The organism is Thermostilla marina (assembly GCF_054657455.1).
In genome coordinates this window covers 4,837,361-4,852,535 of the sequence record NZ_BAAHYR010000001.1, presented here as the reverse complement: position 1 = coordinate 4,852,535, position 15,175 = coordinate 4,837,361, and the positions used below count along the sequence as shown (strand labels likewise).

The 15,175-nt window shown below is 60.4% G+C and carries 7 protein-coding genes and 1 CRISPR repeat array; of the genes, 2 read left to right on the top strand and 5 right to left on the bottom strand.

Annotated elements, in window-relative coordinates; all coding sequences use genetic code 11:
• Window positions 1-79 precede the first annotated feature (79 nt).
• Together cas4g/cas1g and cas2 are read left to right on the top strand one after the other, a co-directional pair.
• Window positions 80-1,765, top strand: coding sequence for a CRISPR-associated endonuclease Cas4g/Cas1g (gene cas4g/cas1g, locus ACYQ2I_RS17520; protein WP_460168328.1), 1,686 nt, complete (start codon window positions 80-82; stop codon window positions 1,763-1,765).
• A 46-nt stretch (window positions 1,766-1,811) separates the two neighbouring features.
• Window positions 1,812-2,105: a CRISPR-associated endonuclease Cas2 gene (cas2, locus tag ACYQ2I_RS17515; protein ID WP_460168327.1), complete on the top strand. Its 294-nt coding sequence runs from the start codon at window positions 1,812-1,814 to the stop codon at window positions 2,103-2,105.
• A 241-nt stretch (window positions 2,106-2,346) separates the two neighbouring features.
• Window positions 2,347-3,913: a CRISPR direct-repeat array (repeat unit 36 nt; unit sequence GTTTCCACGGCTGAAAAGCCGTGGCCCCATTGAAGC).
• Window positions 3,914-4,460: 547 nt separating this feature from the next.
• Here the strand turns inward: cas2 and ACYQ2I_RS17510 are convergent.
• From ACYQ2I_RS17510 to ACYQ2I_RS17490, 5 genes are all read right to left on the bottom strand, one after another.
• Window positions 4,461-8,315, bottom strand: coding sequence for a response regulator (locus ACYQ2I_RS17510; RefSeq protein ID WP_460168326.1), 3,855 nt, complete (start codon window positions 8,313-8,315; stop codon window positions 4,461-4,463).
• A gap of 511 nt (window positions 8,316-8,826) precedes the next feature.
• A complete protein-coding gene (locus tag ACYQ2I_RS17505) occupies window positions 8,827-10,659 on the bottom strand; it encodes a hypothetical protein (RefSeq protein WP_460168325.1) in 1,833 nt (610 codons plus the stop codon).
• 229 nt (window positions 10,660-10,888) lie between these two features.
• Window positions 10,889-11,500: a GntR family transcriptional regulator gene (locus tag ACYQ2I_RS17500; protein ID WP_460168324.1), complete on the bottom strand. Its 612-nt coding sequence runs from the start codon at window positions 11,498-11,500 to the stop codon at window positions 10,889-10,891.
• A 371-nt stretch (window positions 11,501-11,871) separates the two neighbouring features.
• A complete protein-coding gene (locus ACYQ2I_RS17495; protein WP_460168323.1) occupies window positions 11,872-13,032 on the bottom strand; it encodes a DNA topoisomerase IV subunit A in 1,161 nt (386 codons plus the stop codon).
• A 58-nt stretch (window positions 13,033-13,090) separates the two neighbouring features.
• Window positions 13,091-15,124, bottom strand: coding sequence for a DNA topoisomerase VI subunit B (locus ACYQ2I_RS17490; protein WP_460168322.1), 2,034 nt, complete (start codon window positions 15,122-15,124; stop codon window positions 13,091-13,093).
• Window positions 15,125-15,175 lie beyond the last annotated feature (51 nt).

Here is a 15,175-nt window from a genome sequence, read left to right as displayed (position 1 = left end):
CACAAGACAAGAAAACTTCCCCCCGCCTTTCGCCGACAATCCGAACCAAGCATGACCGTCATGCACAAAGGGGCAGATCATGGCCGATTTCGGCGCGAACGTGAATCGGGATGTTCCCGACCTCGTTCCGGCTCGCATGCTCAATGAGTTTTGCTATTGCCCCCGCCTCGCCTATCTCGAATGGGTGCAAGGTGAATTCGCAGACAATCTCGACACCCGCGAAGGCCGTTTCCTCCACCGACGAGTCGACCATCGCGACAATCGGCCGATTCCCGATGCCGACCGATCGGACGATCACGAGGCGTTTCACGCTCGGTCGCTCCTTCTGTCGGCACCGCAGGAACGTCTAATCGCCAAAATCGACCTGGTGGAAATCGAAGCCGGTCATGCCGTGCCCGTCGACTACAAACGCGGACGGGCTCCCGACATTCCCGAAGGCGCCTGGGAACCTGATCGAGTTCAGTTGTGCGCCCAAGGCTTGATTTTGCGTGCCAACGGCTACACCTGTGAGCGTGGGATCCTCTACTATGCCGAGTCGCGACGGCGCGTGACGATCCCTTTCGATCCGCCGCTGATCGCGCGCACACGCGAACGGATCACGGCGATCATCGATATGGCCGCTTCGGGAAAGATTCCCCCTCCTCTGAAAACAAGCTCCAAATGCCCTCGATGTTCTCTCGTCGGCATCTGTCTGCCCGACGAAACGTGTTTTGCGGCGGACGATCACACAACGACCGCGGCGTCGCCCCGCCGATTGATCCCCGCTGCGCATGTGGCCCATCCTCTATACATCAACGAACAAGGCGTCACGCTCGGCAAGACCGGCGACGTTTTGACGATCAAGCGTCGCAGCGACATCCTTCGCAAAGCCCGGTTGCTCGACGTATCCCAAGTCTGCCTTTTCGGCAACGTACAGATCACGTCGCAGGCCCTTCGCGAAATTACGGCCGCCGGCATTCCGATCGTTCATTTCTCGTACGGCGGATGGTTTCATGCACTCACCACGGGGCTTATTCACAAGAATGTCGAACTGCGTGCGGCCCAATTCGCCGCTGCCGCCGACCCGAAACGCAGCTTGCGATTGGCTCGGCGCTTCGTCGTCGGCAAGATCAAGAACGCACGCACGATGTTGCGGCGCCATCTGAAACCGGCCGATCCGAGACTGTTGCATCGACTCAAAGACGCCGTTGAACGGGCCGAACGAGCCCCCGATATCGCCTCACTCATGGGCATCGAAGGGCAGGCCGCCAAAGAGTACTTCGCCGGGTTCGCACGCTTGCTGAGCGATCGTCAAGGATTCGACATCAGCCATCGAAATCGGCGTCCGCCGCGAGATCCCGTGAATGCCCTGCTTTCGTTCGTGTATGCGATGATGGTCAAAGAGTGGACGATCGTCTTGCATTCGGTCGGCTTCGATCCGATGCAAGGATTCCTACATCGTCCCCGATACGGGCGCCCCTCGCTCGCGCTCGATATGGCGGAAGAGTTTCGGCCGATCATCGGCGACTCGGTCGTCCTCACGGTCGTCAACAATCAGGAGGTCGCGGCCGATTCGTTCATCCGTCGAGCAGGTAGCGTTGCCTTGACCGACTCCGGACGCCGAGCCGTACTTGCCGCCTTCGAACGCCGCATGAATACCGAGATCAAACATCCCATCTTCAAGTACCGAGTCAGTTATCGCCGTATCTTCGAAGTCCAGGCACGACTCTTGGCCCGCACCCTCACCGGTGAAATTCCGAACTATCCGCCGTTTGTCACCCGCTAGAAGCAACCCGCGACGGGCAAAACCGCTTCATTGTCGATCAAAGACGATGCGCAACGTATTCTTGATCTGTTACGACATCGCCGACCCGAAACGACTGCGTCGCACATACAAGAAAATGTGCGGCTTCGGAGACCCTGTTCAATTTTCCGTCTTTCGTTGCGAGCTCTCGCCGAGCGAAAAGCAGCAGTTGAAAGAGGCCTTGTGGGAAATCTTGAACTGGGAGCACGACCGCGTGATGCTTGTCGATCTGGGACCGATCGGAGGGCGAGGCGACACGTGCATCGAGTTTTGGGGACAGCCCAGAATCGATCCTTCAGATCGCGGGCCGATTATCATTTAAATCGCACCGCAAGGGAATTGTTTTCGGCCGCATCAGGAGTTAACATGCAGGTTACAATCGGGAATTGCGAGTGGTCCGGTGCTGCCGGGAATCCTGGGGACCTCTCGCAAGCGTAAGTTCTTTAGAAACAGAAACTTACAGAAGGTGTGGCGTGCGCGCAATGCAGATTGAGCTTCGTCGAGCCGTAGGTCTCGCAAATCGTGTTCTACGTCGTGATTTGACAAGGACTTGCAAGGCCCGCGTTTCCACGGCTGAAAAGCCGTGGCCCCATTGAAGCCGTCAGCCGTCGCCGTTTCCGCTCGCGCCGCAGCCGCGTTTCCACGGCTGAAAAGCCGTGGCCCCATTGAAGCAATCATGATCCGAGAAATTGAGATTCAGAATGTGGGGTTTCCACGGCTGAAAAGCCGTGGCCCCATTGAAGCCTGGTTCACGGGCAAGTGATAAGGGCACCTGTTTCGGGTTTCCACGGCTGAAAAGCCGTGGCCCCATTGAAGCGCGAACCGGCACCGGCGGCAACCGGCCGGGCCGAGGCGTTTCCACGGCTGAAAAGCCGTGGCCCCATTGAAGCTAGCATACTTATCGGCGAAGGCAAGGGGAATCCTCGAGTTTCCACGGCTGAAAAGCCGTGGCCCCATTGAAGCGACCAGGTGCCGGTGGATAATCAGCAGGTCGCGCAGGTGTTTCCACGGCTGAAAAGCCGTGGCCCCATTGAAGCGTGGACCTGGAATCCTCCGGGCAACGATACGCAAGCGTTTCCACGGCTGAAAAGCCGTGGCCCCATTGAAGCGCCGTCATCGGGTAGGCGATTCGCAGGTGGTCGGGAGTTTCCACGGCTGAAAAGCCGTGGCCCCATTGAAGCTGTCCGCAAGCTCGGCGTTCGTACAAACGGAACAGCGGGTTTCCACGGCTGAAAAGCCGTGGCCCCATTGAAGCATGGAATTCTTTCACCGAACGAAGTTCGTGAACTTGGTTTCCACGGCTGAAAAGCCGTGGCCCCATTGAAGCACTATCCCCTCCGAGCGGCCTTCTATACAACTGCATGGGTTTCCACGGCTGAAAAGCCGTGGCCCCATTGAAGCGCTCATGTCGCGACGCGGCTCCGTTGTCGGGCTTCCGGTTTCCACGGCTGAAAAGCCGTGGCCCCATTGAAGCAGAATGGCCGCGCGCTGCGTGTGAATCACGCGAACGGTTTCCACGGCTGAAAAGCCGTGGCCCCATTGAAGCTGGACGCGGCGCGCGAAGGGGGCCCGCGTGCTGGTGAGTTTCCACGGCTGAAAAGCCGTGGCCCCATTGAAGCCCATACCTGTCGGCCAGGGCCTTCTTCCGGCATTCGAGTTTCCACGGCTGAAAAGCCGTGGCCCCATTGAAGCCGTACTTAATGTTCCTCACTGAGCAGTTCAAGCAGTTGTTTCCACGGCTGAAAAGCCGTGGCCCCATTGAAGCGCTCATGTCGCGACGCGGCTCCGTTGTCGGGCTTCCGGTTTCCACGGCTGAAAAGCCGTGGCCCCATTGAAGCTATCGCGGATCATGCCGATCGCACGGGCGATGGCGGAGTTTCCACGGCTGAAAAGCCGTGGCCCCATTGAAGCAGAATGGCCGCGCGCTGCGTGTGAATCACGCGAACGGTTTCCACGGCTGAAAAGCCGTGGCCCCATTGAAGCACCATATCGGCCACTCGCTCGCTCGTTGCGGCGAGCTGGTTTCCACGGCTGAAAAGCCGTGGCCCCATTGAAGCTATCGCGGATCATGCCGATCGCACGGGCGATGGCGGAGTTTCCACGGCTGAAAAGCCGTGGCCCCATTGAAGCCTTTTCAGGCGAGACACAGGCACAAAAAACGCCCACGGGGAAGTTATTCATCCCGCGGGCTGTCCTGGCCGTCGTAGCGATTCCAGAATTGCCGCCTTTCGTTCGGTACGCAGGGTCGGCCGGCCGGCGCGAAGTTCGGGGGATAAGCTGGAGCGGAAACTACGTCATAGACGCAATCTGTCCAATCCGGTCACACCTCGCAGTCTTCCGTTTCCTGACATCCATCCACCGCTTTCTTTAAGAAATAGGGGACCCTTTGAGGGACCCACAACACATCCGTCGTCATAATCCTTGGCAGGGTGGTGTGTTACGGCGACAGAGCAGCGGATTGCAAATCCGCCATCCCCGGTTCAAATCCGGGCGGCGCCTTTTATCGCAACCATTCTAAACCTCGCAAGTTCCCCCGCTTGCGAGGTTTCTTTTTGCCCAAAGACCGACTTCGGCGCAGTTGACCATTCTTTTTTGAAAAACGCCGGAGAAAAGACGGTGCGACCCCGTTTGGTCGCAGCGGCGGCACGGCTCCAAACCGAGATCCCCTCGTCGGCGATCACGCGCGGGGCTGATCGTTCAGATAGGTTCGAACCTCGTCATGCACCTTTTCGACGATCGGTTTCCACCGGTCGTACAGGCGTTGCAGCGTCTCGGTCGGCTGGCCCGTCTTGACGGCCCCTTCCAGCGCGTAACCGATTTCCTTGCCGATTTCGACTCCCAGGTAGCGCATCGAGCCGGCCAAGGTGTGGGCCATGCGCCGTGCCCGTTCGCGATCATCGCGTTCGATCGCTTCGGCCAACTCGTGCAACTGTTTGGGAGCCTCTTCGAGAAAGATGGCCAGAAGCTCGTTCAACAGTTCGCGATTGTTTTCGACCGTGTGCAAGGCGTGCGTCCAATCGACGGCGGCGCGGGCGAGGTCCGACGCGGCATCGCCCTCCAGCGTCTTCGGATCGAAGGCGGGATAGGCGCCGCTTTCGGCCGCCGCCGGTTTCGCTTCCGGCGGCTTTGATTCGGCCTTCGCCTCGTCGGAATCGGGAACGGGCGGCAAGGCCGAGGCCTGGTCTGCAGCGGCAACTTCGGTTTCCGTCGGTGTTTCCGGCGGTTCCACGCCGTGAAGCGTCGATTCGGGCAAGCGGCCGAACCGAACAAGGACCTCGGCCATGGTGCGGAAAAGCTCGCTCACGCGGATCGGCTTGGCGACGTAGCCGTCCATACCCGCCGCCAGCGCCCGCTCGCGATCTCCCTTCATGGCGTGGGCGGTCATGGCGATGATCGGCTGATGCTTACCGCCTGACTGTTCGCTTTTGCGGATTTCTGCGGTCGCGGCAAAGCCGTCCATCTCGGGCATCTGGATGTCCATCAAGACGACGTCGAATTCCCGCTCGGCCAGCCGATCGAGCGCTTGCCGTCCGTTTTCCGCCACCGTCACGCGGTGTCCTCGTCGTTCCAACAACGAGACGGCCAGTTTGCGGTTGAACTCGCTGTCTTCGGCCAACAGGATTTCCAGCGGCGGCAAATCGGGGATGCGCGGTTCGATTTCGGCGGCGATCGCGGGACGACGCGGGCTTGTGCCCAATGCCTCGGCGACCGCATCGAACAGTTCCGATTGTTTCACCGGCTTACGCAACACGGCCGCCAGGCGAAGCTCGTCGCGACGGCGGAAATCGTCCACGCCGTCGCCGGAAGTCAGTACGATGATCGGCAAATCGGCCGTCTTGGGATCGTCGCGCAATCGGCGGCATAGCGAAAAGCCGTCGACTTCGGGCATGTGGGCGTCGGTGATGACCAACTCGATCGGTTTACCGGCGGCGGCCGCTTGTTCCAGGCATTGTTGCGCCTCGGCGGCCGAGGCCGCCGTCGTCGTGGCCAAACCCCAGTTGCCGATCATTTCGGCCAGAATCCGGCGGTTCGTTTCGTTGTCGTCGACGATCAGAATCGGCGTGTCGCGCGGCGGGAATTGATACTCGGCCTGCCGGCCTTCCGCCGTCACATCGAGTTTGACTCGGAAAGTGAACGTGCTGCCCTTGCCGACTTCGCTTTTCAAACTGAGCGTGCCGCCCATCAACTGGACCAACCGGGACGAAATCGCCAACCCCAGGCCGGTTCCGCCGTAGCGCCGTGTGGTGCTCGAGTCGGCCTGCTCGAACGCTTCGAAAATGGCTTGTTGCTTTTCAGGAGGAATCCCGATCCCGGTATCGCGAACCTGGAACTCCAAGACGACGGCATCGTCCTTTTGCTCGGCCAGATCGACATTGACGACGACTTCGCCTTCCTCGGTGAACTTGATCGCGTTGTCGACGAGATTCGTCACCACCTGCCGCAATCGCAAGGGATCGCCGACGACGGTTTCGGGCACGCGCGGATCGACCCGGTAAGCCAGCTCGATCCCCTTGCGATAGGCCTTGACGGCCAGCCCCTTCATCGTATCGCCCAGGCTTTCGCGGAGCGCGAAGGGCGTGCGATCGAGATCCAACCGCCCCGCCTCGATCTTCGAGAAGTCGAGGATGTCGTTGATGATCGACAAGAGCGCCTCGCCGGCTTCCTTGATGATTTGGGCGTATTCGCGTTGTTCTTCCGACAGTTCGGTGTCGGCCAGCAATTCCGCCATCCCCAAGATGGCGTTCATGGGCGTGCGGATTTCGTGACTCATGTTGGCCAAGAAGATACTCTTGGCTCGGTTGGCGGCCTCGGCGGCCTCCTTCGCCCGTTTGAGTCCTTCTTCGGCCAGCTTTTGCTCGGTCACGTCCCAGAAGACCGCCTGCACGCCGACGATGCGACCGTCGGCATCGCGGACGGGCGACTTCTTGACCTGCACGAAGTGCGTTTCGCCGTCGCGTTCGTGCTCTTCGATGTCCTCGAAGATTTCGCCCGTCTCGATCACCCGGCGATCGTCCTGGCGGTACTTCGAAGCCAAGTCGGGCGGATAGAAATCGAAGTCGGTCTTGCCGCGTATCTCATCCAGCGAAAGCCCCAACAATTCACACAGCGAGCTGTTGGCGAAGGTGAACCTGCCGTCGAGGTCTTTGCGCAACACGTGCAACGGCAGGCTTTCGACCAACGACATGTACAAGGCCTGCGTATCACGGATGACCGCTTCGGCGCGTTCCCGCTCGGCGATCTCTTCCTTGAGCTTGCGGTTCGCCTCTTTCAGTTCGGCGGTGCGTTCGACGACCAGTTGGGCGACGGTCATCGCCCTGCCCGCCAAGACGTTCACGTACATCGCCACCGCCAGCGACATTGCAATGCCGATGGCCAAGATCGTCCACGACGTCCAGCTTTGACGCTGTCCGGCGAATGAGGGCAGCGCCCGGCATTCGATCGCCCAGGTCGGCCCGGCCAATTGGACCATTTCGGTCCATTGCAACGGTCGCAGCAGCGTGCGAACCGGCGGGGCGTCGGGATCGAACCCCGGATCGCTGTACAACACGCGATCCCCTTCCACCGACCATTGATCCTCGATGCGCATCACGATGCCGGGGTCGAGAAGAAACGCGGGCAACGCGGCCTCGACCATCCGATCGACGTCGATCACCACCGCAGCCACGCCCAAAAGGTGATACCGGGCGTCTTCGTCGGGACCGACTCCCTCGCCGCTGAAGACGGGCGTGAGGATCATCACGCCGTGTCGACCGGCGAGTTCGTCCTCTGGGACCGGCGGGGGAACCCGATCGGCCGCGGCGTCCGTCGAAGAGAACCAATCGTCATCCGTCGTCGGGACTTGCTCGGCAGGGACGACCATGCGGCCGAAAAAGTGGTTGCACTCGATCAGCGTCGTATCGGCCCGCGCGCATGTCCGTCGCAGGCCGTCCAAGAATTCGGGGTCGCTTCCCAAGTCGTATCCCACCCACCACGAGACGTCGCCTTGTCCCTCGGCGTACAGCACCGGAAAGATCTCGGCCCGCGTCGAGGCGAACACCGGCTCCCCCTGCTGCCACTCCCACACTTCGAAGTCGCGAAAATGTTCCTCTTCCTCCACTTGCATGTGGAGCGTGAGCAGGTCCTCCGGCGTAAGGCGCGGAATCCACATCGCCGCACGGACCTCGCCGTACCGTTCGAACAACGGACGGCAAAACGCGCGGAATTCGTCGCGCGTCACCTCTTGAGAACCCGCGTAGAAAGCATTCAAGAAGTGTCCAGCGTCGACGTCGCGCAAGACGCGTGCCTTGATCGCCTGGACGCGGTCGGCGGCATTCGAGCGGAACTGACCGAACAGCCGCCCCTGCTCGCGCAAGATCGCGAACCGCCATAAAAGCAGCGTCACCGCCAACCCCAAGGCAAGGGCCGCGGCCGTCGCCCACCATCGGAGGACGAAATGCCCCATTCGCCGCACAAACGACGGCCTTCGACGAACGTCCGCGGCGACGTTGTCGGAAGCCGTCGCGGGCGATGCATTGTCGCGGGGGGCTGTCATGCTGAACTCGAAACCGGCTGAGAACCTGGCTCGCCGCCGCCGTAGGCGACGCGGTATTCGGCAGAGGTACCGGCCGATCCGTCCGCCGGTCGGTCCTCCATTACCATTCTACTTTGGTTTGAAGAAAGATAACCCACCCATTTGGGGGCATCCAAAGGGAATCTCCGTATTGAGTACCCTTCCCATACCGGACCGCACGAGCTGAGCCAATGCGATATCCCTCGTGCACAGCCCCCACAACGGTGGATGCCATATAATATAGCACGGATTTTCCTTGACAGCGAGTGACCTCACAAAGAGGAGCACATCCCCCGCTTGAATTAGGGGTGCTAGGCGGTTGTGTCGGTTTCCCCCACCGAAAACGCTCTCACCTCACACGTCAGAAAAAGGGCCGATCGCGGGCCGAGAGGATGCCCACGCCTCACACGTGGCCCCGAAGGAACCCAAAAGCCGAGCTCCCGAGGGCGAGCGCGGCCGGATTCGAAACCAGGCCACCTTTACCGATGGGTGGTCATTGCTGCACGACCAAGATCGAGTAAATCGGCAGTTGGTCGACCGTCGTGACGGCACGACCGTCGCGCCACGTAAACGGCAACGCTTTCCCTTCCGGCTGTAGCACGATCGCCTTCGGTTCGGCCGCAAGGCGTACGGAAACCGTCAGCGGGCCGATCGGTTCGATCTCGCGGATACCGTCTTCCGGAGGATTCGCATGCGGCCCCGACGTGTTGACCAGGTGGATCGACAACACGCCGTCGAGAGTACGGGGCGATACGTCCACATCGCTCGAACCGGTTACCGTCACGATCGGGTCGGGAAACAAGCGGCGCAGCGCCGCAGTGAAGCGTTCGTCGACCGCGGGCACGGCGACGATGTTCGCAGCATGCGATTCGAGTTTGTGAGCGAACAAGGCGGCGGGACCTTCGCCGACCAAAAGGAGCTTGCCGCCGTCGTCGGCGTAAGCGGCCAGCTCGTCACGGAAGTCGGGCTCGAGGTAATCCCAGTCGGGTACGACCACGATCGGCCAGTCGCGCACATGTCCTCGCACGTGGTGCTCGCTGACGATCTGCACCCCGTAGTTTTCCTGCAAGATGGCCGTCAGGGCTTGCCGTAAAACGACGACATGGGGCTCGGACCAGTGAAAAAGACGATTCGACGTGCGATAGTGCCCGGCCGTGGAGTACAGTAGCGCAACTTGCGGGACGGCCTTCGAGCGGTGGCAGAAGGATTGTCGGGCACGACAGAACTCGGCGACTTCGGCCATTGTGTCCATCTGCGACAGGTCTTTGACGGCTCCGTCGCGGTCTTGGCGAAAGTAGGCCTGGTATCCGCCGCCCATCGCGAGGACGACGGCCGCTTCTTGCTTGAGTTGTGCGGCGGGTTTCTGCCGCCATGTTTTGCGGCTGAACGACCACGACATCAAGTCCCAGGGCATGCCCTGGTTTTCGATACAGCGTCCGGCGAAACGGGCGGAATTCACACTGTCGTCGGGCGAGAAATCGCCCGAAAGGGAAACCACATCGGCCGAAACCGGCTCGGGCATGTGGTCGCTGAACGCCCAATTGCTGATCACCTGGAACTGCGGATGCGAAGCCTTCATCGCGTCGACGTAGTGCCGCAAATACCGGCGAAATCCTTCGCGGTGGAATTCGAGCCACTCGAACCAGTACGGTTCGCCGGGGCCCTTCGGTGCAGCGGTTGCGCCCGTTTGCTCGCAAAACATCTTCACGACGCGTTCGCGGTAATCGGGGACCGTTGCCCAGCAATCGCCGTCGACCCACACGCCGTCGACGCCGTAGACGTCGGCCAGCTCTCGCAACTGCGGAATCATCAACTCGTCGACGTAAGGGCCGAAGACGGACGTCGCGCGCTCGTGCGGCTTGCCGTTCGCCTGGACCGCGGCCCACTCGGGATGCAGCTCGACGGCCCGGCCGTCCCACACGCCCGAATAGTGCATGAACAACGACACGCCGCGGCGCTTCGTCACTTCGCGCCACACGACCAGCGGATCGCCGACGAAACCGGGGGCGGGATTGCCGACCTTCGTCGGATAGCTCGAATAGCCGGGGTGCCCTTTGCAGTCGATCTGAATAAAGTCGGGACGCACCTTGTCGATGATCGTTTCGACCATTTCGGGTGTCGTGCGGGCGCCCACCTGCGTGCAGTCGGGGCCGGCGTGAAAATCGAAGTGGATCCCCAAGAACGCCTCGGCACGGGGGATCCGCGGCGGTGCTTCCTCGGCAACACCCGTGTTGCACGCTGTAAACATCCCGAATACGCACAAGTATAAGAACAACGCGACTCCGAGCGAGTTGATCGGTGAGACGGTGAATCGTTGCAACCGCATCAGTGCTGCCTCCGCTTCCACATGGTGAGGGGTACCGGTACGGGACATGTCCGAAAGTATTCCGGTCGAAGGTGCTCCCATCTTGATCGAGGCGATCGGCGATTGCCAGTCGGGACGAGAATTTTCGGCAGGCGTTTTCGATGGGGGCGAGGGCGCACGAAAAACGCCGCCGCGAGCGAAAGGTTCCGTCGGGCGGCGAACAGCGTTCAACGATTGCGACGAGGTACCGCTACTGAATATTGGCGATCAGGGCTTCTTCGGCGCGACGGCGATCGCCGTTGCGGATCGCGTCGAGAATGCCCTTGTGCTCGCGGTAGCTGTCCATCATGTTGCCCAAGCGGCTGTAATGAAGCATCATCCGGCTGACGATGGGTAGCCAGATCGCCAGCAAGTCGGGGTTGTCGACCGCCTCGACGATGATGCGGTGCATGGCCACGTCGTGTCGAACGATTTCGCTCAGCTCGCCGTCGCGACATGCCGGTTCGAGCAGCTCGACGGTTTCCTCCAACTTCGGGAGCCATTCGTTCGCCAGTCGATCGAACGCCTTTTGCAAAGCAAACACCTCGATTTGACGGCGCAGTTCGACGATCAGGGGCTGAATTTCTTGATCGGCGGCAGAACCGACCCGAACCCCGCAGTTCGGCTTGGCCACCAACAGGCCCTCTTGCGTCAACTGGAGCAAGGCATCGCGGATGGGTGCCCGGCTGACGCCGTAGCGCTCGGCCAGCTCTTGCTCGCGAAGCCGCTCCCCTTCGGTGAGGCGGCCCGAAAGGATATCCGCCCGAATGAGATCGGCGATTTGCTCACGGATCGTGCGGTACACAGGCATCGAAGGACTCATGGCGACAAACTCGCGGTCTTGGGGGGACAGAAGACGAATACAGAAAAGCCGTCCAACGGTCGTGACGGTGTCTCGGAAATTTTCGATTTGATCACCAGCGACCGATAATTTTCTTATTTTACGTGGTGTGCCGACCAATGCCCAGCAATTGCATATCATTGGTACTTCGTTTGATGCAGAAAGAACCTAAAGTTTTTCGGTTTGCAGCACACCTCCCCCGCAAAAGGCGACGGTTCACCGCAATATTTCGAAATGATAGCGCAGGAGGACACTTCGCCCGGGGCACAAGAATAACGGGCACGTATCGACGGCGGCCGTCGGAGGCATGCGCATTGCCCGGCTTTTGCGAGGCATCGCGGCCGGGCGATCCCTCAGTCGAGCCAATCGCCGTCTCGCAGCCGCTGCGGGGCGTATTCTTCGGTCACATAGCTGATGTCGCGCGAGATCAAGGCTTCCACTTCCAGCTTGAAACCGTTGTCGAGCAGTTTTTGAATCTCGCGCTGCCAAGCCTTTTTGTGCTGGAACCAGGGGTATTGCATGATCTGTTTCGCCCGCTTGCGGTCGGTGTCGGTCAACGCAATCGTGACGCTTTCCGAAAGACCGCACCGTTCGAAATCGATCGACCGCAATCCCAAGAAACGTGCATCGGGAATGGCCATCCGCTGTGACTCGTAGGCCAGGTTGATCGAGCCTTGCTTGATCACGCTGTAGATGTAGTACCCCCAGGGGTCGTTATCGAGCAGGCAGTAGACGGGCAATCCCAGTTCGTTGTGCATGCGGTGCAGCAGGCGGCGGACGCCGCGCGGCGGTTGCCCCATGCCGTGTGTCAAAATGCATTTGTGCTTGCGCCAGAACTTGTCTTCGTTGAAGCGGCGCCAGACGGTGTCCTTTTCGACGTGCAGGATGAATTTCGCGTCGCACTTGAGGAACTGGATGACGTCGGGCTCGACGATCGACGGAATGGCGTAGCCGCCCGATCCCATGCGCGTGCAGTCGATTTCGTCGCCCGAGTCGCGAATGACGATTTCGCCGACCATGGCGCCGCGGTTCGAGGCGTACACGTGCAACTCTTCCCGCAATGCGCCGAGCGTGACTTCGACGTCTTCGATCACGGGGTCGCATTCGCTCTGATCGTTGAACGTCTCCTCTTTGGTCCCTTCAATGGTGTGTTTGAGCATGTAGAAAAGACCACGGATGCTGGTCGATTTTCCGTCTTCGACCAGGCGCTTGCAGCCGCTGGCGACGAGCATCGTTTGCATGTAGCTTTTCGCCTGCGACAGATTGAACAAGTGCCGGCGGTTCTTCGCTTTGCCCATTTCGATGAACCGCTTGTGCTTGTTGTAGTGAACGTTCGAGAGCGTACGCGACGGGATTTCGAGGTACGGTTCGCGTCGCTTTTTGGCGGCCTGGACGACGTGGTCTGCCAATCCGGTCAAGCGTTCGAGCGTGCGCCGATCGTTGTCGGTCAATTGGACGCTCGACCGGCCGTTGGTCTGGGAAGCCTTGTTTTTCGAGACCTTCTTCTTGGCCATGTAAGGAATCCCCGAAACAAGCAAAGACGAAACACGAAACGGACGCGATCACGGGCGACTAGAAGAGTTGCTTTTGGTGCGTGGTGTCGCCGTTGCGTTTTTCGGCCAACAACTGTTCTCCATCGACGACGTTTTCTTCGTCGACGATCAACACACCTCCGCCGTAATCTTCCTCTTCCTCCACGATGCGACCGCGTTCGTCGAGCTTCATGTCGGCCTCGGCGGTCTTTTTCTTGGCGACTTGCACGAGGTCTTCATAGACTTCTTCGGCGGGCGCGCCGTTGATGGTCGACACGGCCTGGGCCACTTCGCCGAGGTAACGCAGGAAGATGTTCCGCCGCTCGCTTTGCTGGCGAACCTTTTGCCGTCGACGCAGGTACAGGCCCAGCTTTCGCCCGACCGCCTGGAACGCCAGTCGCAGCTCTTTCTGGATTTCGGGATAGAGGGCAATCGCCTCTTTCGATTCGCTGGTGAACGGCACCCACACACTGATGATGTGTACGAACAGCGTGAGCGGTCCCGAGGGCAGCGAACCGCGCGACTGCGACAGCCCGTATGTTCGCCAGTTCGTGTTGATCACCGTCTGCGTGATGGCGCAGGCCCCGGCCTGGAATTGAAGCGGCACGCGGTTCGCATACCGCAAGATGTTCATCGACTGCCCTTCGGTCAAGTTCACGCTTTGCAGCGCCTCGACGAGCCGGCGGCGTTCTTTTTCTTTGAGTCGCCCCGGCGACATGCGGGCGCGAAGCTTCGCCTGGCGGATGATCTTGTCGGCCCCGTCGGGACCGATGCCGTCGAAGGTATACGTGAGAAATTGCCGTAGCGTGCGGGTATCGGTTTCCGAAATCAACTCGTCGAGAATCTCGGGAGAAACGCGGTACACCGCCGCGGCCCCGCCGTAGGCCAATCCAACCTCCACCTGGAAGGGGTTGCCGCGATAGACCGAGGCGGGACGAGTAGTGGCCGCGTAAAATTTGCCGGGGACGACCTGCCGCAACCCGCGCAAAATCAGCTCCTCGCCGATCGGCGACAAACAATCGGTCGAGGGGGCGGTGATCTTCGTCGACTGGATCGCCTCGAACAGCTTTTCGGCCTGTTCCCGGCCCAATCGCCGAACGTGGGTCCGCGGCCCGAGCCCCGCTTTTTCGATAATCTCTGAAGCCACGCGGGGACTGACCCGCGAAAACGAACCGGTCAAAAAGCCGCTCAGCGTCGTCGACTTCGAGTCTTTCATCATCGTGATCAGCCGACCGAGTTCGACGCCGTAGGGATGCGGCTTGATTTCTTTCGGTTCCGGCGGCAGTTGATCGGTGACCCGCTCGTAGGTTTTCTCGTTGCCTTCGGGATCGACGAAGTGCAACGTGACATGCGGGTTGGCGATTGCGGTTTGTTCGAGGTACTCGTCGACGCTGCCGCGACCTCGCTGGTAGCGTCCTTCCATCTCGATGGCCACGAGCGTTCCGTGATCGACCGGCTGCCACGGAATACCGTATTCTTCGGCCAGCGTTTTGCTTTCGGTGCCCGGTTCGATATCGACGCCGTTACCGCGGCCGTTGACGATTTCCGGCTTGTTGCGTTTCGTGTCGATTTGCACCTGGTAAAAGTGGGCAGGCTTCCGAGGCCCGGTCTTCGACACGATGTCGACCGGCTTGCCGGTGGTCAGCAGGCCGTACATACCGGCCGCACTGATCCCGATCCCTTGTTGACCGCGGCTTTGTCGCAGGCGGTGGAATTTCGAGCCGTACAGCAGCTTTCCGAAGATGAGCGGAATTTGCTTCTTGACGATACCGGGCCCGCAGTCCTGAACGATGACCCGGTACCGGCCGTTGGTGGGATTGTCAAGGCGCACCCAGATTTCGGGCAAAATACCGGCTTCTTCGCACGCATCCAGGGCATTGTCGACGGCCTCTTTGACGGCGGTCAGCAAGGCCCGTCGCGGGCTGTCGAAGCCCAGCAGATGGCGGTTCTTGGCGAAAAACTCACTGACGGATATTTCGCGTTGTCCGGCGGCCATGGCCTCGGCCGAGCGACGTCGCTTCGGCTTGCCGTTCGCGCCGACATTCGATTCCGTGACGGAAGCTGGCGTGGTCAACGTGGCGACTCCCCCAGATGGCATCCGTGTGTCTTCGATCTCCGATTGGCT